The 20,529-nt window shown below is 65.4% G+C and carries 15 protein-coding genes, 1 tRNA gene and 1 pseudogene; 16 read left to right on the forward strand and 1 reads right to left on the reverse strand.

Annotation, left to right across the window (positions count from 1 at the left end):
* Positions 1 to 4: 4 nt before the first annotated feature.
* From AC04MI_RS07875 to mdoH, 9 genes are all read left to right on the forward strand, one after another.
* Positions 5 to 784, forward strand: a complete 780-nt coding sequence (locus AC04MI_RS07875; protein ID WP_436077618.1) for an enoyl-CoA hydratase — start codon at positions 5 to 7, stop codon at positions 782 to 784.
* A 25-nt stretch (positions 785 to 809) separates the two neighbouring features.
* A tRNA-Met gene (locus AC04MI_RS07880) sits at positions 810 to 886 on the forward strand.
* A 168-nt stretch (positions 887 to 1,054) separates the two neighbouring features.
* Positions 1,055 to 1,510 carry a hypothetical protein gene (locus AC04MI_RS07885; protein ID WP_056066296.1) on the forward strand — a complete coding sequence of 152 codons (456 nt, stop codon included), beginning with the start codon at positions 1,055 to 1,057 and terminating at the stop codon, positions 1,508 to 1,510.
* 101 nt (positions 1,511 to 1,611) lie between these two features.
* Positions 1,612 to 2,958, forward strand: coding sequence for a tRNA (N6-isopentenyl adenosine(37)-C2)-methylthiotransferase MiaB (gene miaB / locus AC04MI_RS07890; RefSeq protein ID WP_476497527.1), 1,347 nt, complete (start codon positions 1,612 to 1,614; stop codon positions 2,956 to 2,958).
* Positions 2,959 to 3,001: 43 nt separating this feature from the next.
* Entirely contained in the window at positions 3,002 to 4,465 is a 1,464-nt protein-coding gene (locus AC04MI_RS07895) for a sensor histidine kinase (protein ID WP_436077617.1), read from the forward strand.
* Positions 4,455 to 5,126, forward strand: a complete 672-nt coding sequence (locus tag AC04MI_RS07900) for a hypothetical protein (RefSeq protein WP_436077616.1) — start codon at positions 4,455 to 4,457, stop codon at positions 5,124 to 5,126. Before AC04MI_RS07895 ends, AC04MI_RS07900 begins: the two co-directional genes overlap by 11 nt.
* 14 nt (positions 5,127 to 5,140) lie before the next feature.
* Complete coding sequence (locus tag AC04MI_RS07905) at positions 5,141 to 6,553, forward strand: sigma 54-interacting transcriptional regulator (RefSeq protein WP_146871664.1); 1,413 nt, start codon at positions 5,141 to 5,143, stop codon at positions 6,551 to 6,553.
* A gap of 182 nt (positions 6,554 to 6,735) precedes the next feature.
* Positions 6,736 to 8,307, forward strand: coding sequence for a glucan biosynthesis protein G (locus AC04MI_RS07910; RefSeq protein WP_436077615.1), 1,572 nt, complete (start codon positions 6,736 to 6,738; stop codon positions 8,305 to 8,307).
* Positions 8,280 to 10,367: a glucans biosynthesis glucosyltransferase MdoH gene (gene mdoH, locus AC04MI_RS07915; protein WP_476497528.1), complete on the forward strand. Its 2,088-nt coding sequence runs from the start codon at positions 8,280 to 8,282 to the stop codon at positions 10,365 to 10,367. Before AC04MI_RS07910 ends, mdoH begins: the two co-directional genes overlap by 28 nt.
* Positions 10,368 to 10,501: 134 nt before the next feature.
* On the opposite strand, the gene ffh is transcribed toward mdoH, so the two are convergent.
* Positions 10,502 to 11,881 (reverse strand): signal recognition particle protein, encoded by a 1,380-nt coding sequence (gene ffh, locus AC04MI_RS07920; protein WP_476497530.1) that lies wholly within the window; start codon positions 11,879 to 11,881, stop codon positions 10,502 to 10,504.
* 98 nt (positions 11,882 to 11,979) lie between these two features.
* Here ffh and AC04MI_RS07925 point away from each other — a divergent pair, with 98 nt between their 5' ends.
* The 7 genes and pseudogenes from AC04MI_RS07925 to AC04MI_RS07955 form a co-directional block, all read left to right on the forward strand.
* Positions 11,980 to 12,777, forward strand: a complete 798-nt coding sequence (locus AC04MI_RS07925; RefSeq protein ID WP_121942063.1) for a cytochrome C assembly family protein — start codon at positions 11,980 to 11,982, stop codon at positions 12,775 to 12,777.
* Positions 12,774 to 13,001 carry a PP0621 family protein gene (locus tag AC04MI_RS07930; RefSeq protein ID WP_121942062.1) on the forward strand — a complete coding sequence of 76 codons (228 nt, stop codon included), beginning with the start codon at positions 12,774 to 12,776 and terminating at the stop codon, positions 12,999 to 13,001. Before AC04MI_RS07925 ends, AC04MI_RS07930 begins: the two co-directional genes overlap by 4 nt.
* Before the next feature lie 22 nt (positions 13,002 to 13,023).
* Positions 13,024 to 14,727: a two-component system sensor histidine kinase NtrB gene (locus AC04MI_RS07935; protein WP_436077612.1), complete on the forward strand. Its 1,704-nt coding sequence runs from the start codon at positions 13,024 to 13,026 to the stop codon at positions 14,725 to 14,727.
* Between the two features lie 11 nt (positions 14,728 to 14,738).
* Positions 14,739 to 16,304 (forward strand): sigma-54-dependent transcriptional regulator, encoded by a 1,566-nt coding sequence (locus tag AC04MI_RS07940; protein ID WP_476497531.1) that lies wholly within the window; start codon positions 14,739 to 14,741, stop codon positions 16,302 to 16,304.
* Entirely contained in the window at positions 16,288 to 16,917 is a 630-nt protein-coding gene (gene ampD, locus AC04MI_RS07945) for a 1,6-anhydro-N-acetylmuramyl-L-alanine amidase AmpD (RefSeq protein ID WP_436077610.1), read from the forward strand. Before AC04MI_RS07940 ends, ampD begins: the two co-directional genes overlap by 17 nt.
* Positions 16,918 to 17,294: 377 nt before the next feature.
* Complete coding sequence (locus AC04MI_RS07950; RefSeq protein ID WP_476497533.1) at positions 17,295 to 20,234, forward strand: ribonucleoside-diphosphate reductase subunit alpha; 2,940 nt, start codon at positions 17,295 to 17,297, stop codon at positions 20,232 to 20,234.
* 135 nt (positions 20,235 to 20,369) lie between these two features.
* Positions 20,370 to 20,529 (forward strand): annotated as a pseudogene (locus AC04MI_RS07955) (ribonucleotide-diphosphate reductase subunit beta); the annotation flags it as partial.

Raw genomic sequence — 20,529 nt, forward strand, 5'->3', positions numbered from 1 at the left:
TTTCATGGCTTACGAGACCATCGAGGTGCGCATTGAAGCGGACAAGGTCGGCATCATCACCCTCAACCGGCCCAAACAGCTTAACGCGCTGAACGACCAACTCATGAATGAACTGGGCGCTGCCCTCAAGGCGTTCGACGCTGACGAGAAAATCGGCTGCATGATCATCACCGGCAGCGAAAAGGCTTTTGCGGCGGGCGCGGACATTGGCGCCATGGCCAAATACAGCTTCGCTGACACCTACAAGGGCGACTACATCACSCGCAACTGGGAGACCATCCGCTCSATYCGCAAGCCCGTSATCGCSGCCGTSAGCGGCTTTGCAYTGGGCGGCGGCTGCGARCTGGCSATGATGTGCGACTTCATCATYGCSGCCGACAAYGCCAARTTCGGYCAGCCCGARATCAAGCTGGGCGTGATCCCTGGTGCCGGTGGCACGCAGCGCCTGCCCCGCGCCGTGGGCAAGTCCAAGGCCATGGACATGGCATTGACAGGCCGCATGATGGACGCGACCGAAGCCGAGCGCGCCGGACTGGTCAGCCGCGTGGTGGCTTACGACAAGCTCATGGACGAAGCACTGGGCGCCGCCATCATGATTGCCGGCTTCTCGCAGATCGCTGTCATGGCAGCCAAGGAATCGGTCAACCGCGCCTTCGAGGGCACGCTCGCCGATGGCGTGATGTTTGAGCGTCGCCTGTTCCACGCGCTGTTTGCGACGCAGGACCAAAAAGAAGGCATGGACGCCTTCATGAACAAACGCGCCGCAAACTTCACACACCAATAATTTTTGTTCTATAATTCTGGTTTCCGGTCGTATAGCTCAGTTGGTTAGAGCGCAGCATTCATAATGCTGATGTCGGTGGTTCAAGTCCACCTACGACCACCAAATACAAAAACCCACAGTGCGGCAACCCACTGTGGGTTTTTTCTTTCAGGCGAGCCTCAGAACCTGTTCCTGTGCCCATCGAAGCACAGAGCCGCTTGACTTGTCAGAGGGATATGCCACGCTGGCAACCCCTTCTAAAATTGTGCCTTCAGCCCCTGGATGTAAACCATGAACCGCTGCACCACACCCTCTTCCAGCCGCTACCCCGCCCAGCGGGGGCCCCGCTTTTTCCATGCCGCATGGATGGCCGTGGTGACCTGTGCGGCCCTCTGCGCCGTGGCACCGGCCTCGGCTCAAGTCCAGCCAGGCCTGGGCCTCTCACGCCCCTTCCCCGAAGCCGCACTGCGGGGCACGCTGAGCATCAACACCGCATCCGAAGCCACACTCAATGGCAAGACCATCCGCATGGCCCCCGGCATGCGGCTGTTCAGCCCCCAGAACACCTTGGTCATGGCACACACGGTGCTGGGCCAGACCTTCAAGGTCAACTACGTGCTGGAGAACAGCACCGGCATGCTGCATTCCGCATGGATCCTGACCGAAAGCGAGGCCGCACAGCCCCGCAAGGGCAGCGACGCCATCGTCACCAACATCACGACCGGCTCGGGCGCCGCTCTGAAGTAACTCCTTTCCGGTGCGGCCGCACAGCCACCGCGCCGTTGTGACATTCATAGTCTCCGCACCTTGCCGGGCGCGGTGTTTGCTTGCTCTTTTGCGAAATTGCCATGGCCAAAAAAGTCTTTATCAAAACCTTCGGCTGCCAGATGAACGAGTACGACTCGGACAAGATGGCCGACGTGCTGAACGCCGCCCAAGGCTACGAGCCTACGCAGAACGTGGACGAAGCCGACCTCATCCTCTTCAACACCTGCTCGGTGCGTGAGAAGGCGCARGARAAGGTKTTCAGCGACCTSGGCCGCRTSAAGCACCTGAAGGCSCRSGGCGTGAAGATCGGCGTGGGCGGSTGYGTGGCSAGCCAGGAGGGCGCSGMSATCATCRMGCGCGCSCCCTACGTSGACRTSGTGTTCGGCCCSCAGACSCTGCACCGCCTGCCCGAGATGCTCAACCAGCGTGAACGGCTGGACAAGCCCCAGGTGGACATCAGCTTTCCCGAAATCGAGAAGTTCGACCACCTGCCACCCGCGCGGGTGGAAGGCGCGTCGGCCTTTGTGTCGATCATGGAAGGCTGCAGCAAATATTGCAGCTACTGCGTGGTGCCCTACACCCGTGGCGAAGAGGTGAGCCGCCCATTCGACGACGTGCTGGTCGAAGTGGCGGGCCTGGCCGACCAGGGCGTGAAGGAAATCACCCTGCTGGGCCAGAACGTGAATGCCTACCTGGGCAAGATGGGTGGCACGGCAGAGATTGCCGACTTTGCGCTGCTGCTCGAATACGTGTCGGACATCCCTGGCATTGAGCGCATCCGCTACACCACCAGCCACCCCAACGAATTCACACCCCGGCTGATCGAGGCCTATGCCAAGCTGCCCAAGCTGGCCAGCCACCTGCACCTGCCCGTGCAGCACGGCAGCGACCGCATCCTGATGGCCATGAAACGCGGCTACACCGCCATGGAATACAAGAGCACGGTGCGCAAGCTGCGCGCCATCCGCCCCGACCTGGCCATGAGCAGCGACTTCATCGTAGGCTTCCCCGGCGAGACGGAAGACGACTTCAACAAGATGATGAAGCTCATCGACGATATCCACTTTGACAACAGCTTCAGCTTCATCTTCAGCCCCCGCCCCGGCACCCCCGCAGCAGGCCTGCACGACGACACGCCGCACGACGTGAAGCTGCGCCGCCTGCAGCACCTGCAGGGCGTCATCAACGCCAACATCAAGTCCATCAGCGAAAGCCGCGTGGGCACGGTACAACGCATACTGGTGGAAGGTGCCTCCAAGCGCGACGCCACCGAACTGATGGGCCGCACCGAGTGCAACCGCGTGGTCAACTTTGTAGGCCAGCCCCGCCTGGTGGGTCAGATGGTGGATGTGACCATCACCGAGGCCAAGGCCTATACCTTGCGCGGCGAGGTGCTGACGCACGAAACCGCCGCACTGGCCGGTTGACGCGCAGGCACAGACGCCGCGCACGCCGACCCACCTGGCTGCAATGCCCACCCAGAGCCCCCCACCCACGGCAACGCCACCCACCGAAGGCCTGCTGCATGGCCTCTCTTTCCAGCAACTGTTGCTGCTGGCATTCGTGCTGATTGCAGGCTTGCTGGGGGTCAGCTCACTGAGGGCCTTGCACACGTTGGAGCAGCTCATGGTGCTCAGCCGCCATGGCACGGCCGAGGCCACTGCACTGGCCACGGCCGCACAAGGCCTGAACCAGCGCGGGCAAGCCCTGGAACGTGCTGCGCGACAGTCCCTGGTGCTGCGCGATGCGCCGCTGCGCCGCAGCTTCGACGACATGGCGGTCGATGCGCTCACCGTAGTGGACCACCTGCAGGCCGCAGGGTTGCCGACCGCGCAGACGCAGGCGTGGCGCACCCACCTGGAGGCCGTCAAAACCCTGCTGGACGCACCGCCAGACCGTGCGCTCGACAATGAACGTCTGGTCGCCGAGGAATTCATGGCCCTGGAAACCCTGCACGGCACCATTGTGCAGTCGGTGCAGGACATCAACACCCAACGCAACCAGGCGCTGCAGGACCAGGTGGAGAGCAGCCGCCGCAACGTGACGCACCAGGTAGTGGGCGCCATTGTGCTGGCGTTGGTGCTGGCACTGTCTCTGGGCATCTGGCTGGCGCGACCGTTCAAGCGGCTTGAAGGCGCCATCCGGCAGCTGGGTGAAAACCAGCTGGACGAGCCGGTGCTGATCTCCGGCCCGGACGACGTGCGCCGGCTGGGCCAGCGGCTGGAATGGCTGCGGCTGCGACTGCTGGAGCTGGATGCCGACAAGGCGCGGTTCCTGCGCCATGTCTCCCACGAACTCAAGACCCCTCTGGCCGCGCTGCGCGAGGGCGTGGCGCTGCTGCAGGACGGCGTGACGGGCGAACTCACCGCCGGCCAGCGCGAGGTCGCGCAGATCCTGCACCACAACACGCTGCAGCTGCAGGGCGAGATCGAGGCCCTGCTGCGCTTCAACGCCGCCGCCTTCGAGGCACGGCAACTGCAGCGGCGCGACACCGATCTGCTGGCCCTGCTGGAGGCCCAGGTCGAGACACAGCGGCTGCAGTGGCAGGCCAAGGGCCTGACCGTGCGGGTAGAGGGGCCGCCCGTGCGCATGCCCGTTGACGCCGACAAGATCACCTCCGCCGTCAGCAATCTGCTGTCCAACGCCATTCGCTTTTCACCTCCCCAGGGCACGGTACGGCTGGTGCTCTCGCAACCTCCCGGCCAGGTGCGTCTGGACGTCTTTGACCAGGGGCCCGGCGTCGACCGGGTGGACCGCGACCGCGTGTTTGAACCCTTTTACCGGGGTGTTCGCCAACCGGACGATGCCGTGCGCGGCACCGGCATCGGGTTGTCCATCGTGCAGGAATATGTGCAGGCCCATGGCGGCAGCGTGCGCCTGGTGGACGAAGGCGCACACTCCTTCTTTCGCATCGAACTTCCCCATGCCGCCTAGCACTCCTCCCCTGTCCTCCCACGCGCTGCGATGGCCGCTGCTTGCCCTGGGCGCCGTGCTGGCAGGTTGCGCCACCACCGCGCCCCCGCCTGCCCCCTCCAAGCCACCTCCGGTGGCCATGATCATTGCCGTGCCTGTAGCCCCGGCGATCGAAGTCGGCGCCACCGAAGCACGCGGTACGGAGACCGATAGCAACGCCCCCATTGCCCTGCTACTGGCCCAGACAGACCGTGTGCTCAAGCTGCCCCCGGCCGAACTCGCCAGGGAAATTGCCCGACTGAGCGAAGCGGAGGACGCCACTGCCGATACGCCGTTGCTATTGGCCACGGCCCTGGCACAAACGCGCCAGGCCGTGGACACCGCCCGTGCGCTGGGCCTGGTGCAGCGCGTGCTGGGCAACACCGGCGCTGCAGCGCAACCCTTGCACCCGCTGGCCCGGCTGCTGGAGGCCCGGCTGCTGCAACAACGCCGGCTGGAGGATCAGCTCGACCGCCAGGCCCAGCAGCTGCGCGACAGCCAACGCCGCAATGACCAGCTCAGCGAACGCCTGGAGGCCGTGCGCGCCATCGAGCGCAGCCTGAGCACGCGCCCAGCACCATCACTCTCAGCCCCCGCCGCGCCAGCAGCGAGCAATGGCGCGGCGCCACGGCCCGCCCCCTGACCGACCTACCCGCCATGCCCTCTTCCGCCCCCACCCGCGCCGCCCCACCTGCCCGCATCCTGGTGGTGGACGACGACGCAGACATGCTGCGGCTGCTGTCGCTGCGCCTGAAAGCCGCCGGGCACGACGTGGTGGCCGTGGGCTCGGCCGAAGCGGCACTGGCGCAGCTGGACATTGCCCGCCCGCAGCTCGTGCTGAGCGATGTGCGCCTGCCGGGGCGCGACGGCCTGGCCCTGTTTGACGAAGTGCGCGCCCGCCACCCCTCACTGCCCGTGATCCTGCTGACCGCACACGGCACCATTCCCGATGCGGTGGAGGCCACGTCGCGCGGGGTGTTCACCTACCTCACCAAGCCCTACGACGGCAAGGAGCTGCTGGAGAAGATTGCGCAGGCGCTGGCGCTCAGCGCCCCTGCCGTTGCGCAGCCGCATGCCGACGAGGACTGGCGGACCGAGATCGTGAGCCGGTCGCACCGCATGACGGACCTGTTGTCCGAGGCATACATGGTCGCTCAGTCCGACGCCAGCGTGCTGCTGCGCGGCGACAGCGGCTCGGGCAAGGAGTTGCTGGCGCGCGCCATCCACCGTGCCAGCCCGCGTGCGGCCCGCCCGTTTGTGGCCGTCAACTGTGGCGCCATCCCCGAGGCGCTGCTGGAGTCCGAGCTATTCGGCCACGTCAAAGGCGCCTTCACCGATGCGGTGAGCAACCACAAGGGGCTGTTCCAGGCGGCGGATGGCGGCACCCTGCTGCTGGACGAGATTGGCGACATGCCCCCGGCCCTGCAGGTCAAGCTGCTGCGGGTGTTGCAGGAGCGCGCCGTGCGCCCCGTGGGCGCCAGCCAGGCCACGCCCATCGACGTGCGCATCATCTCGGCCACGCACCGGGACCTGGAGGCCGCCATGGCGAGCGCGCAGTTCCGCGAGGACCTGTATTACCGGCTGAACGTGGTGTCGCTGGTGCTGCCCACCCTGGCCGAGCGGCGCGAGGACATTGCGCTGCTGGCCAATCACTTTCTGGACCGCCTGTCCCGCAAATACGACAAGCGCCTGTCCGGCTTTGCGCCTGAGGCGCTCAAGGCACTGACCACCGCCGCCTGGCCAGGCAACGTGCGCCAGCTCTACAACGTGGTCGAGCAGGTGTGCGCCCTGTCCACCACCCCCCTGGTGCCGCTGACACTGGTGCAGCGCGCGCTGCGCACCCCGTCCACCCAGGTGCTGAGCTTTGCCGAAGCCCGCCAGCGTTTCGAGCGCGAGTACCTGGTGGGCCTGCTCAAGATGACCGACGGCAACGTGGCCGATGCGGCGCGGCTGGCGCAACGCAACCGCACCGAGTTCTACCGCCTGCTGCAAAAGCACGCGCTGACGCCTGGACAGTTCAAGCAGGATGCAGGCGATGCGGACGATGTCGTGGATGAGCGACACGAGTAAGTCATTGATTTACAGGGTATTTTGATCAAAGCACCCACCCCTTGTCGCCATCCGGCGACAAAAAGCGGGGACTGACCGGCGCCCACAGGCCATTGCACAACTGCTTACACGCAGAGCCCTCTCCAAACCATTGATTTCAAAGCCTTTTTCGCAGCTGGCACAGGGTTTGCCCTATGCCTGCCATGCACGCAGTTTTTCCCTCCTTTTTTCGCCAGATCGGCAGGCGCGCAGGGCCCGCAATAGCCCTGGCCACCGCCCTGATGGCCGGGGGCGCGCACGCACAGGGCTTTGACTTCGAGAGCGTGACCCGCCTCGCCCGCGACCGCGCCAGCCAACCCTACCGACCCGTGAGCGACAAGCTCCCGGCCGACCTCGCACAGCTCAACTACGACCAGGTGCGCGACATCCGCTGGCGCCCCGATCGCGCCCTGTGGCGGGCCGACAAGCTGCCCTACGAGGCCATGTTCTTCCATCTGGGGCTGTACCAGAAAGAGCCGGTACTGATCAACGAGGTGACGCCGCAGGGCGTGCGCCACATCCCCTACAGCCGCGCGGACTTTGACTACGGCAAGAACCAGCTGCGGCCCGAGGCTTGGGGCGACCTGGGCTTTGCAGGCTTTCGGCTGCACAACCACCTGAACTCCAGTGCCTACAAGGACGAGCTGGTGGTCTTCCAGGGCGCCAGCTACTTCCGCGCTCTGGGCAAAGGCCAGCAGTACGGCCTGTCGGCGCGCGGGCTGGCCATCGACACCGTGGGCGGCCGGGGCGAGGAGTTCCCCCGCTTCACCGAGTTCTGGCTGGTGCGGCCCGACCCGCTGTCCACCCAGGTCACGGTGTACGCACTGCTCGACTCGCCACGCGCCACGGGCGCCTACCGTTTCGACATCCAGCCCGGCGCGCAGACCACCACCACGGTGCGCAGCCGCATTTTTGTGCGCGCCGCCTCCGGCAACCCATCCATCGCCACACTGGGCGTTGCGCCGCTGACCAGCATGTTCTTCTTCGGCGAGAACCAGCCACGCAAGGAAGACTTCCGCCCCGAAGTGCATGACTCCGACGGACTCATGGTGGCTACGGGCGAAGGCGAATGGCTGTGGCGCCCGCTGCAGAACCCCCGGCAAACGCTGGTCACCTCGTTCGCCACCAGGAACCCCAAGGGCTTTGGACTGATGCAGCGCGACCGCCAGTGGAGCAGCTACGAGGATGTGGAAGCCCGCTACGAACGCCGCCCCAGCGCCTGGGTGCGCCCGCTGCATGACTGGGGGGCCGGCCGCGTGGAGCTGGTGCAGCTGAACACCCCGGACGAAACCCACGACAACGTCGTCGCGTATTGGGTGCCCGCCCAGATGCCAGCCCCCGGCCAGCCGCTGGAATTTGCCTATGAACTGAGCTGGCAGGGCGATGAGCAGCAGCGCCCACCCAGCGCCTGGGCCACCCAATCGCGCCGCGGCATGGGCTACACCAAGTTGTCGGCCCAGGAACTGCGCCAGCAGGTGCAGTACGTGGTCGATTTCGAGGGCCCTGCCCTCAGGGCCCTGCCTGCCGAAGCCAGTGTGAAGGCCGTAGTGACCAGCGATGCCAACGGCAAGGTGCTGGAAAACATTGCCTACCGCAACCCCGCCACCGGCGGGTGGCGCATGACCTTTCGCATCCAGCGCCTGCAGGCCGACCGGCCGGTAGAGCTGCGCGCTTTTCTCCAACACGATAACCACGCTGTGAGTGAAACATGGACGCACATCAGTCTTCCCGAGTAAGCCCTCATGACCCCCACGGCACCCACGCATCCACAGGCCCGGCCGTGGTCGCGCGGCGCGGTGTGGCCTACCCCCGGCCAACCCCCAGCCGACGCAGCACGTTGCGCGAAGAGCGCCACCCCAATGCGGTGACGGCACCGCCCCTGCACCGCGGCTCCATGGTGCCCCTGCCCTGGCGCGGCTTTTGGAACAGCATGGGCACTGCCGTGCTGCTGCGCCTGACGGGCCGTACATCCCAACAACCCGCACCGGCCACGGCGGTACAAGCCCCCGCTGAATCCACCGCCGCCTGGCAGGGCGCAGCGCAGCGCCGCCGCTGGACGTTTGCGCTGCTCACCGTGCTGGCCACCGCACTGGCCAGCACCCTGTTTGCCAGCGTGCAGCCCGACTATGAAAACGCGTGGCTGGGCTACGGCCAGATTGCGTTGTTTGCGCTGCTGTCCGCCTGGGTGGTGACCGGCTTTTTGACCGGGCTCATGGGCTTTTGGGTGATGTTGCGCGGCGACCGGCATGCGTTGTCGGCACGCAGCGTGGCAGATCACGCGCTGGCTTCCGACGCCCGCACTGCCATCATCATGCCGATCTGCAACGAAGACGTGGCCACCGTGTTTGCCGGGCTGCGCGCCACCTGCGAGTCGGTGGCCGCCACCGGCCACGGCACCACGTTCGATGTGTTTGTGCTCTCCGACAGCAACGACCCTGCCATTGCCCGCGCCGAGCGCGCCGCCTGGGAAGAGCTGCGCAGCGCCCTGGCGCAGCACAGCCAGCAACCCCAGGTGCAGGTGTACTACCGCCTGCGCACMCGCCGCACCCACCGCAAGGCSGGCAACGTGGCCGACTTCTGCCGCCGCTGGGGCAAGGACTACCGCTACATGGTSGTGCTSGACGCCGACWSYGTGATGAGCGGCGACTGCMTSRYCTCSATGGYCAAGCTGATGGAAGCCAACCCSACSGCCGGCATCATCCAGACCGCTACGCAGGCCATCGGCCATGTGACGCTGCACGCCCGCGCGCAGCAGTTTGCCTCGCGCGTCACGGGTCGTCTGTTCACTTTGGGCATGCAGTACTGGCAGCTGGGCGAATCGCACTACTGGGGCCACAACGCCATCATCCGCGTGGCACCGTTCATGCAGCACTGCGCGCTGGYGCCCATCCCCGGCAAGGGGGGCCTGGCTGGCGGCATCATGTCGCACGACTTTGTGGAAGCYGCCCTSATGCGCCGCGCGGGCTACCACGTGTGGCTGGTGGGCGACCTGATCGGTAGCTATGAGCAACAGCCGCCTGACCTGCTGGCCGAGCTGCAGCGCGACCGCCGCTGGTGCCAGGGCAACCTGCAGAACGCGCGCCTGATGGCCGAGCCCGGCATCCACGCGGTGCACCGGTCCATGTTCGTCACCGGTGCCATGGCCTATCTGTCGGCGCCGCTGTGGCTGGCCTTCATGACTCTCGGTACGGCGCTGTGGCTGTCGGGCGCCAAGCTGGTAGCGGACTGGCACATCCTGCCCGCCGAGCTGCTCGCCCTGTGGGTCTGGACCTTGTGCCTGCTGTTCTTGCCGCGCATCCTGGGCGTGGCCGCAGTGTTCATGCGCCGCGAGCAAAAGCAGTACGGCGGCGCTTTCAGCCTGCTCAAGAGCGCCGTGCTGGAGAGCGTCATGGCCATCCTGCAGGCGCCGGTGCGCATGCTGGCGCATTCGTTGTTTGTGTTGATCGCGTTGACTGGCCTGAAGTTGGAGTGGAAGTCGCCTCCGCGCGAAGCCCATGCCGTGCCCTGGCGCCACGCCGTGCGCCAGCTCGCTCCCATGAGCGCGGTGATCGCCCTGCTGGCTGCGGGCGTGGCGCTGATCGACAGCAGCGCGCTGTTGTGGCTGATGCCCGTGGGCCTGCCGCTGGCGCTGGCGATTCCGCTGGCGGTGTGGACCAGCCAGATCGCACTGGGCCGGGCGCTGCGTGCGCAGCGACTGCTGCTGATTCCCGAGGAGTCGTGGTCCCCTCCAGTACTGCGCCGTGCCTGGTTGCACGCCAGCCGGCTGGCACGGCCCGTGGCGTTGCAAGCAGCCTGAGGCACCGCGCAGAGCCACCATCCACCGACCCACAAAAAAAGCCGACGCATGTCGGCTTTTTTATTCACTCATATTTTCATAGCACTCCAGGCATATGCTTGTAGCGCCTGGTGCCAAAAAGGCTTGAAAACCCTTCAGAAAGGCATCTTGGGCATGCCTCCGCCGCCCATGCCCTTCATGCCGCCCATCTTCTTCATCATCTTCATCAGGCCGCCGCCCTTCATCTTTTTCATCATGCCCTGCATCTGCTCAAACTCCTTGAGCAGGCGGTTGACTTCCTGCACATGCACACCCGCCCCGTTGGCGATGCGCTTCTTGCGCGTGGCCTTGATGAGTTCGGGCTTGCGGCGCTCCAGGGGCGTCATGCTCTGGATGATGCCTTCCTTGCGCTTGATGTCTTTTTCGGCCTTGTCCATGTCCAGCGAACCCGCCTTGGCGGTGAGCTGAGAGGGCAGCTTGTCCATCAGGCTCGACAGCCCGCCCATCTGCTTCATCTGCTGSATCTGMSMGAGRAAGTCGTTCAGGTCGAASCCSKCRCCGCTCTTGACCTTGGCCGCCAGCTTTTGTGCGGCCTCTATGTCCACCCCGGCSGTGACCTGCTCSACCAGCGCSACGATGTCGCCCATGCCSAGGATGCGGCCCGCATGGCGCTCGGCGTCGAACACTTCSAGGCCGTCGATCTTCTCCGAGACACCGGCAAACTTGATCGGAGCCCCTGTGATCTGGCGCACGGACAGCGCGGCACCGCCGCGCGAGTCGCCGTCCAGCTTGGTAAGCACGATGCCGGTGAGGGGCAGCGCYTCCTTGAAGGCCTTGGCCGTGTTGATGGCGTCCTGGCCCTGCATGGCATCGACCACGAACAAGGTTTCAACCGGGTTCAGCGCGGCGTGCAGGTCCTTGATTTCCTTCATCAAGGCTTCGTCGATGGCCAGGCGACCGGCCGTGTCGACCAGCAGCACGTCAAAGTAGTGCTTCTTGGCGTAGTCGAGTGCGGCGTGGACAATGTCRAGCGGCTTCTGGTCGGGCGTGCTGGGAAACCATTCGGCRCCGGCCTGCTTGGTCACSGTCTTGAGCTGCTCGATGGCGGCCGGGCGGTASACGTCGCCGGASACSGTSAGCACYTTCTTCTTGCGCTTYTCRATCAGGTGCTTGGCCAGCTTGGCSGTRGTGGTGGTCTTGCCCGCGCCCTGCAGGCCSGCCATSAGGATCACGGCMGGCGGCTGSGCSGCCAGGTTGATGTCGGMCACGCCCTCGCCCATGGTGGCGGCSAGYTCGCGGTTGACGATGCYSACCAGCGYCTGSCCSGGCTTGAGCGAKCCCAGCACYTCCTGGCCSAGSGMCTTTTCCTTSACGCGGGCGAYGAARTCGCGCACCACGGGCAGSGCCACGTCGGCTTCGAGCAGSGCCATGCGCACTTCGCGCAGCATGTCCGTGACATTGGACTCGGTGATGCGGGCCTGGCCACGCATCTCCTTGACGAGGCGCGTGAGTTTGTCGGTAAGGGCGGAGGCCATAGGGGTGTTTCCGGTATTGGCTGCGCGCCGTCAACAACGGCGTTGTGCGCGCGGCCCCGCCAGGGCGCTGGCGGTGGGCGAAAGGCTAAACTGTGCCCATGATTTTAACGAGTAGCTCTCCGGTCAGTTGGCTGCTGGCCCTGGCCGCTGCCGTGGCTTATGCCGTGCCTGCCGCCGCAGCCTCCCGCCTGGGGGCGGCAGCGGCGCGCAATGCACTGCTGGTGGCGTGGTTGCTGCATGGCGCCGTGCTGGTGTGGGGCCTGTGGGGCGAAGCGCCCCGGTTCGGTTTTGCGCCCGCGCTGTCGATGACTGCATGGCTGGTGCTCACGGTGTATGCCGTGGAGCGGCAGTTGTTTCCGCAAATGCAGTCGCGCTGGGTGCTGGCAGGCCTGGGCGCGGCGGCCATTGTGCTGGCCATGTTGTTCCCGGGGCAGCCCCTGCACGTGGCTGCATCGGCCTGGCTGCCCTTGCACCTGGCCTTGGGCATTGCGTGTTATGGGCTGTTTGCAGCCGCCGTCGTGCACGCCTGGCTCATGACACGCGCCGAACGCCACATCCGGCAGGCCGAAGACCCGCACAGCGGCATCCCGCTGCTCACGCTGGAGCGGCTGACCTTCCGGTTCGTGACGGCAGGGTTTGTCCTGCTCACCGCCACCTTGATGGCCGGGTGGCTGTTTGGCGAGACGCTGTATGGCCGGGCCTGGCGGTGGGACCACAAGGCCGTGTTCTCGATGCTCTCGTGGCTGACCTTCGCCACCCTGCTGCTGGGCCGCGCGCGGTTTGGCTGGCGGGGCCGCAATGCGGTGCGTGTGTTGTATGCGGGCTCGGCCCTGCTGCTGCTGGCCTATGTGGGCTCGCGGTTTGTATTGGAAGTTGTTCTGGGCCGCAGCACATGAAATACCTGGTCTTGTTGGTCGTCATCGCGGTGGCGGTGGGTATCTGGCGCAGTCGCCGTGCTCCTGATGCCGCAGTGCCCAAGGCGCGCCCCACCCCGCCGGCCCTGCCGCAAGACATGCTGGCCTGCGCGCACTGCGGCGTGCACGTCCCGCAGGCCGAAGCCCTGATGCTGGGCAGCCAGGCCTATTGCAGCGCCGAGCACCGGCGCCTGGGCCCGGCCTGAGCGGCGCCTTCCCGTTGTGACCATGCAAGCAGCGCCCGCAGGCCCACTGCCACCTTCCGCAGAAGCCCCCTTCGCACGGCTGTGGCTCGGTTTTCTGACGGGCCGCGTGATGGTAGCCCTGGCACTTTTGGTGCTGCAGGGGGCCGGGCAGCTGATCAACCAAGCGGCGGCGCCTTCTGTGCTCGCGGTCTGCGTGGCCTACCTCGTAGCCACCGTGGTACTGCGGGTGCTGTCGCGCAAAGCCCCCCCGTCGCCCAGCGCCGGCCCGCAATGGCTGCCTTCCATTGGCGTGGACCTGGCGGCGATCACTGCGCTGCAGTTGCTGCATGCGGGCACCATGAACTACACGCCCCTGTTCGGCCTGCCCATCCTGATCGCAGCGGTCATGGGCACGCTGACCCTGGCCCTGGGCACCACGGCCGCCGTCACGCTGCTGCTGCTGGGCTGGGCCTGGTGGGTGGGACAGTACAGCACGGGAGACGAAGGGCAGCGCTACCTGCAAAGCGCACTGACCGGCACGGGCTACTTCATCGTGAGCTATCTGGTGCACCAGCTGGCCACCCGCCTGGCGCGCGAACAGGAAGTGGCACAACAAAGCCAGATCGCAGCGCGCGTGCAAACGCAGGTCAGTGCACTGGTCATCCAGAACCTGACCGACGGGGTGCTGGTGGTAGACGAGACCGACGTGGTGCGCATTGCCAACCCCGCAGGGCTGCAGCTGCTGGGCGGCATGGCGCTGACCGAGTTGCCGTTTGCCCTCACATCCACGGCTCCGTGGCACCCYTTGGTGATCCTGGCGCGGCGCACCTTCCGGCACGAACAACCCCAGACAGCCGACGTCGATCTCCTACACGAAGGCCAGAGCCCCACCGGTCTGCATGTGCGCACCTGGCTCACATCCACTCGCAACGCGGCCTTGCAAACGCGCTCCGAGCGGCTGTGCGTGATGTTCCTGCACGACCTGCGGGAAATGGAAGCGCGGCTGCGCACCGAAAAACTCGCGGCCATGGGCCGCATGTCCGCCGCAGTGGCCCATGAGATCCGCAACCCGCTGGCGGCCATCGTGCAGGCCAATGCCCTGCTGGAAGAAGACCTGCACGACCCCGCACAAAAACGGCTGGCGCACATGGTGCAGCAAAACGCCGACCGCCTGGCCCGCATCGCCGAAGAGGTGCTGGACATTGCCCGCGTACAGCACCAGATCAGCCATGCCCCTGCCTCGACCGTGGCGCTGGACGAGACAGTCGCCCAGATCTGGAACGACTGGCAGGCCCAGGACCCCGCCCGGCGGCGCGCCCTGGTGTCGCTGGACACGGGCGCCACCCAGGTGGAGTTTGACGCCGAGCACCTGCGTCGGGTGCTCGTCAACCTGCTGGACAACGCCCTGCGCTACATGGGCCCGGAGCCCGACTCACTGTCAGTGACCACGCGCAACACGCACGCTGGCCAGGTCAGCCTGCAGGTGTGGAGCGACGGTGCCCCGATGGACAAATCCGTGGAGCGGCATTTGTTCGAGCCCTTCTTCTCGTCGGAGAGCCGCTCCAGTGGTCTGGGCCTCTATATTTGCCGGGAGCTGTGCCAGCGCCATGGCGCCTCCATCAGCTACCAGCGCCTGAACCGCCACACCGCACGCGGTGACATCGGAGGCAACGCCTTTACTGTGGGCTTCCGCCGCACGACCCGCCCCGCCGACAATGCCACCTTGTTTGACACCATAGTGGTCTGACTGCCGCCTCCATGAACGCCCCTGCCGCCTCCATCCTTGTCGTTGACGACGAACCCGATCTGCGCACCCTGTACGAGCTCACCCTGCTGCGCGAGGGGTACCGGGTCGAGACCGCGTCGAGCGTCCAGGAGGCGCGTGATCAACTCAAGGCCCACCGCTTTGACGCCGTGATTACCGATATGCGGTTGCCCGACGGGTTTGGCATGGAGCTGCTGCAGGATCTGCGCGACCAGCAACGGCGCGAACGCTGCGTGGTCATGACSGCCTACGGCTCGGCMGAGAACGCGGTCGAGGCGCTGCGCGCAGGGGCCTTCGACTACCTCACCAAGCCCGTGGACCTCAAGCAGTTCCGCTCGGTGGTGGCCTCAGCCATCCAGGGCACGGGTGGGGTTCCACCTCCGCGTGCAGCACGCAGCAACGGCTCCAGCCGGTCTACCAATGCAGCTGCGGCGACCGGCGAATTCGGCAATGCCAACGCCGCCCTGGATCGCCTCGTGGGCGAGTCCGACGCCATCCGCAACGTCAAGCAGCGCGTGGCCAAGGTATCGCGTGGCATGGCGCCGGTGCTGATCCATGGCGAGTCGGGCACGGGCAAGGAGCTGGTGGCCCAAGCCCTGCATGCCAGCAGCCAGCGTGCTGACGGGCCCCTGGTCGCCGTGAACTGCGGGGCCATCCCCGAGAACCTGCTGGAAGCTGAATTTTTTGGTGCCCGCAAGGGCTCCTACACCGGCGCGTCGCAAGACCGTGACGGCTACTTCCAGGCCGCACGCGGGGGCACATTGTTCCTCGACGAAATCGGCGACCTGCCGCTGGCSATGCAGTCCAAGCTGCTGCGYGCSATCCAGGAGCGCAGCGTGCGSYCMMTCGGCTCSACSCAGGAAGASRCGGTSGAYGTGCGCATYGTGAGCGCCACCCACMRSGATCTSSCKGCCGATGTSCAGGCCGGCCGSTTCCGCCAGGACCTGTACTACCGGCTCAAYGTGATCGAGATCGTCATCCCGCCGCTGCGCGAGCGCCGCGAGGACCTGCCCGCACTGTGCGCAGCGCTGCTCACCCGCATTGCCCACGAGTCGGGCATGCCGGTGCCCCAACTCACCGACCGGGCACTGAACGCCATTGCCGCCCACCCGCTGACCGGCAACGTCCGCGAGCTGGAAAATCTGCTGCACCGCGCCGTGGCATTGAGCGACGGGGACGAGTTGCAGGTGGATGCGCCAAGCGGCGCGTCAGATGTGCAGATGGCACGCCCGGCACCGCCCACGCTTGTGCCCGCGCCAGAGGGATCGGCGGTGTCCGCCGCCTTCTCTGCCGGGCCCCACGCTTCGACGTCGGCAGACACAGGCCAGGGCCCTCAGCCCCTGGCCAACGGCTGYACGGTGCCACTGCCCAGCGACCTGCAGGCCTGGTTGGACCAACAGGAGCGGGAGATCCTGATCCGCGCGCTGAAAGAAGCCGGGTTCAACCGTACCGCCACAGCCGCACGCCTGGGCATCAGCCTGCGCCAGATTCGCTACCGCATCGCCCGTCTGAACATCGCCGTGCCCAATGACCAGGACCCGCATGACGACCTGGGCTGACGGTGTACCAGCGGCAGACATGGCGCCCTGGGAGGGCGGCTGGTACAGGACCGCTCAGCGGCTCGCATCTCCGAACCACGGGCCGCGCCCGGTACAGACCTCGCAAGTCGATCTGATCGTGGTGCATTCCATCAGCCTGCCGCCGGGCGAATACGGCGGCGGTGCCGTGCAACAGCTGTTCACCAACACCCTGGACTGGGATGCGCACCCCTACTACCAGGGCATCCGCGGATTGCAGGTGTCCGCGCATTTTTTCATCGAGCGCACCGGGGTGCTGTGGCAGTTTGTGGATTGTGACCTGCGCGCCTGGCATGCCGGGCAATCGTTCTACAGGGGGAGGAGCCAGTGCAACGACGATTCCATCGGCATTGAACTGGAAGGCCTGGAGGGCCTGCACTTCGAGTCGGCACAGTACGAAACCCTGACCAGGGTCTGCCGGGACATTGCGCTGCGCTATCCCATCGAGCACATCGCAGGGCATGAACACATTGCCCCGGGACGTAAGTTGGACCCAGGCCCGGGCTTTGACTGGCCACGACTGCAAAGGGCGTTGGACTGGCCTGCGCAGCGATTCCCGCTGAACACGCGGGCGGACCCCTTGCAGCTTCGCTGACGCCGCACTTTCACTGTCGTACGGGCGCATCAAGGCATTTTTTTCTTTGTGCGCTTGCACATATTTTTGCAACCAAGCGCTGCGCGGCCTGGCGCAGGAAATCCGCCTCCAAGGTACGCCACTGCACGGTTTTGCGCCGCTCACATCGCATTCACAAGGGCTCGCCGCAGGCACCGGTTGCGTACGCAACGGGGTTGGGAACATGCTGTTTCGGTTTTGGGGACTCATTCCGGCGGTACACTACCGGTAGTGTCTTGAACCGCCTCGACACACCATATATAGTGTGCACCAGACTGAAGTCCGGTGCAGCACCCACACACTGCGGCGGCACTCCAGGCCGCACGCCCACCCCAGACAGCCCACAGAAGAGGACCCCCATGCAAGCTGCTTTGAACACGCCTTCCCCATCGCCCACCGCCTCTGCGGATGCCGCCACGCACGCTGCGGCGGCCGCAGCTTCCGGGCACCCGCTCACGCATTACCAGATCATTCGCCGCAACGGCGCGGTGGTGCCGTTCGAGCCCCAAAAAATTGCGGTGGCGATGATGAAGGCGTTTCTGGCAGTGCACGGCACGCAGGGCGCTGCCTCTGCCAGCGTGCGTGAGGTAGTGGACACGCTCACCCAGAACGTGGTCCGCGCCCTCATGCGCTCGCGTCCKGGCGGCGGCACCTTCCACATYGAAGAYGTGCAGGACCAGGTCGARCTSGGCCTGATGCGCGGCGRSCACCAYGARRTCGCSCGYGCCTACGTGCTSTACCGCGAGCGCCGCACGCAGGAGCGCGCTCACCACCTGGAACAGCTAGCACCCGCCACCCCGGTGCTGCACGTGATCGACAACGGCCAACGCGTGCAGCTGGACATCCTGCGCCTGCACGCCTTGATCGAGTCAGCCTGCGCCAACCTGGGCGCCGACATCCAGGCAGCCCCCATCGTCGCAGAGACCATGCGCAACCTGTATGACGGCGTTCCCATGGACGAGGTCTACAAGGCGTCCATTCTGGCGGCCCGCACCCTGATCGAAAAAGATCCTGACTACACCTACGCCACGGCCCGCCTGCTGCTGCACACCATCGTGCGCGAGGTGCTGGGGCGTGACGTAGCCCAAAGCAACATGGGCCAGGCCTACAAGGACTATTTCCCCACCTTCATTCAGAAGGGGGTGGACAACGAGCTGCTGGACGAGCGCCTGCTCAAGCAATACGACCTGAACCGCCTGGGCGCCGCGCTCAAGGCCGAGCGCGACCTGCAGTTCGACTACCTGGGCCTGCAGACGCTGTACGACCGCTACTTCCTGCACGTCAAGAAGACCCGCATCGAGCTGCCCCAAGCCTTCTTTATGCGCGTGGCCATGGGCCTGGCGCTCAATGAAACCGACCGCGAAGCCCGGGCCATCGAGTTCTATGAAGTGCTCTCGTCGTTCGATTTCATGTCGTCCACCCCCACGCTGTTCAACAGCGGCACGCTGCGCTCGCAGCTGTCGAGCTGCTACCTGACCACGGTGCCCGACGACCTCGATGGCATTTACGAGTCAATCAAGGAAAACGCCTTGTTGTCCAAGTTTGCTGGTGGCCTGGGCAACGACTGGACCCGCGTGCGCGCCCTGGGCTCGCACATCAAGGGCACCAACGGCGAATCGCAGGGCGTGGTGCCCTTCCTCAAGGTGGTCAACGACACGGCCGTGGCCGTGAACCAGGGCGGCAAGCGCAAGGGCGCCGTCTGCACCTACCTGGAAACCTGGCACCTGGACATCGAAGAGTTCCTGGAACTGCGCAAGAACACCGGCGACGATCGCCGCCGCACGCACGACATGAACACGGCCAACTGGATCCCTGACCTGTTCATGCGCCGCGTGATGGAAAAGGGCACCTGGACGCTGTTCTCCCCTTCTAACGTGCCCGATCTGCACGATCTGTTTGGCGCCGACTTTGAAAAGGCCTACGTGGCCTACGAAGAAAAGGCTGCACGCGGCGAGATCAAGCCCGCCAAGACCATCCAGGCCACGGACCTCTGGCGCAAGATTCTCACCATGCTGTTCGAGACTGGCCATCCCTGGATCACGTTCAAGGATGCCTGCAATGTGCGCTCGCCCCAACAGCACGCCGGTGTGGTGCATTCGTCTAATCTGTGCACCGAGATCACGCTCAACACCAGCGACACCGAAACYGCCGTSTGCAACCTCGGCTCGGTGAACCTGCTGCAGCACATCAAGAACGGCMAGRTCGACCACGAMAAGCTCAAGMRGACCATCACCGTGGCCATGCGCATGCTSGACAACGTGATCGACATCAACTACTACGCMGTSAASAAGGCSCGCGACTCSAACCTGCGCCACCGCCCSGTSGGYCTGGGCSTGATGGCTTTCCAGGACAGCCTGTATGCGCTGCGCATTCCTTACGCCTCGCAAGAGGCSGTGSARTTTGCCGACRAGTCGATGGAAGCCATCTGCTACYACGCCTAYTGGGCSTCCACCGAGCTGGCCAAAGAGCGCGGCAAATACTCCAGCTACAAGGGCTCGCTGTGGGATCGCGGCATCCTGCCTTTCGACACGCTGGACATGCTCTCGCAGGCCCGTGGCGGGTATGTGGAGGTGGACCGCTCGTCCACGCTGGACTGGGATGCCCTGCGCAAGAAGATTGCACTGGACGGCATGCGCAACTCCAACTGCGTCGCCATTGCCCCCACGGCCACCATCTCGAACATCATTGGCGTCGATGCCTCGATCGAGCCTTCTTTCGGCAACCTGTCGGTCAAGTCCAACCTGTCGGGCGAGTTCACGGTGATCAACGGCGGCCTGGTGCGTGACCTCAAGCGCCTGGGCCTGTGGGATGACGTGATGATCATGGACCTCAAGCACTTCAAGGGTTCGCTGCACCCCATCGACCGCGTGCCCCAGGACATCAAGGCGCTCTACTCCACAGCCTTCGAAGTCGAACCCCAGTGGCTGGTGGAAGCCGCATCACGCCGCCAGAAGTGGATCGATCAGGCGCAGAGCCTCAACATCTACATGGCCGGCGCGTCGGGCAAGAAGCTCGACGACACCTACAAACTGGCGTGGGTGCGCGGCCTCAAGACCACCTACTACCTGCGCACCCAAAGCGCTACGCACGTCGAAATGAGCACCGTGAACACACGCCAGCTCAATGCAGTGTCATCGGGCAATGACAGCGGCGCATCGGCAGCTTCAGCCACCGCAGCGGCCAAGCAAAACCCGCTGGAAGCCGCTGCCGCAACGGCCTCTCAGCAGGCTGCAGCTGTGCCAGCCACGGACGTCAAGTTCTGCGCCATCGACGATCCTGGCTGCGAGGCCTGCCAGTAAGCACATTGCCAGCAACGCCTCGGGCTCGCCCGAGGCGTTGCTCCGGTGCTGTGAAGCAACAAAACCTTGCTGCACAACGCTTCAGTGCTTTCCTTTTCGCAGCACTGCTTTCATAATCCGAACACTGGAAAATCTATGTTGACCTGGGACGAAGAAGTCAAGCCCTCATCGCAAAATCAACTGGACGGCGGTCTGCCCAACAACCGCCAGGTGGGACAACCGCCTCTCGCTTTCCAGACGCCTTCGCTGCAGCCTTTGAGCACCTCGGCCCCAGCAGCAAGCGCCACCACCACAC

The organism is Acidovorax sp. LjRoot204, assembly GCF_056175785.1.

Bases quoted from the DNA above. Each gene is read 5' to 3' on its own strand.
- AC04MI_RS07895 (WP_436077617.1), top strand. From the start codon at position 3,002: ATGCCCACCCAGAGCCCCCCACCCACGGCAACGCCACCCACCGAAGGC.
- AC04MI_RS07900 (WP_436077616.1), top strand. From the start codon at position 4,455: ATGCCGCCTAGCACTCCTCCCCTGTCCTCCCACGCGCTGCGATGGCCG.
- AC04MI_RS07925 (WP_121942063.1), top strand. From the start codon at position 11,980: ATGATTTTAACGAGTAGCTCTCCGGTCAGTTGGCTGCTGGCCCTGGCC.
- AC04MI_RS07885 (WP_056066296.1), top strand. From the start codon at position 1,055: ATGAACCGCTGCACCACACCCTCTTCCAGCCGCTACCCCGCCCAGCGG.
- AC04MI_RS07910 (WP_436077615.1), top strand. From the start codon at position 6,736: ATGCACGCAGTTTTTCCCTCCTTTTTTCGCCAGATCGGCAGGCGCGCA.
- AC04MI_RS07905 (WP_146871664.1), top strand. From the start codon at position 5,141: ATGCCCTCTTCCGCCCCCACCCGCGCCGCCCCACCTGCCCGCATCCTG.
- ampD (WP_436077610.1), top strand. From the start codon at position 16,288: ATGACGACCTGGGCTGACGGTGTACCAGCGGCAGACATGGCGCCCTGG.
- AC04MI_RS07930 (WP_121942062.1), top strand. From the start codon at position 12,774: ATGAAATACCTGGTCTTGTTGGTCGTCATCGCGGTGGCGGTGGGTATC.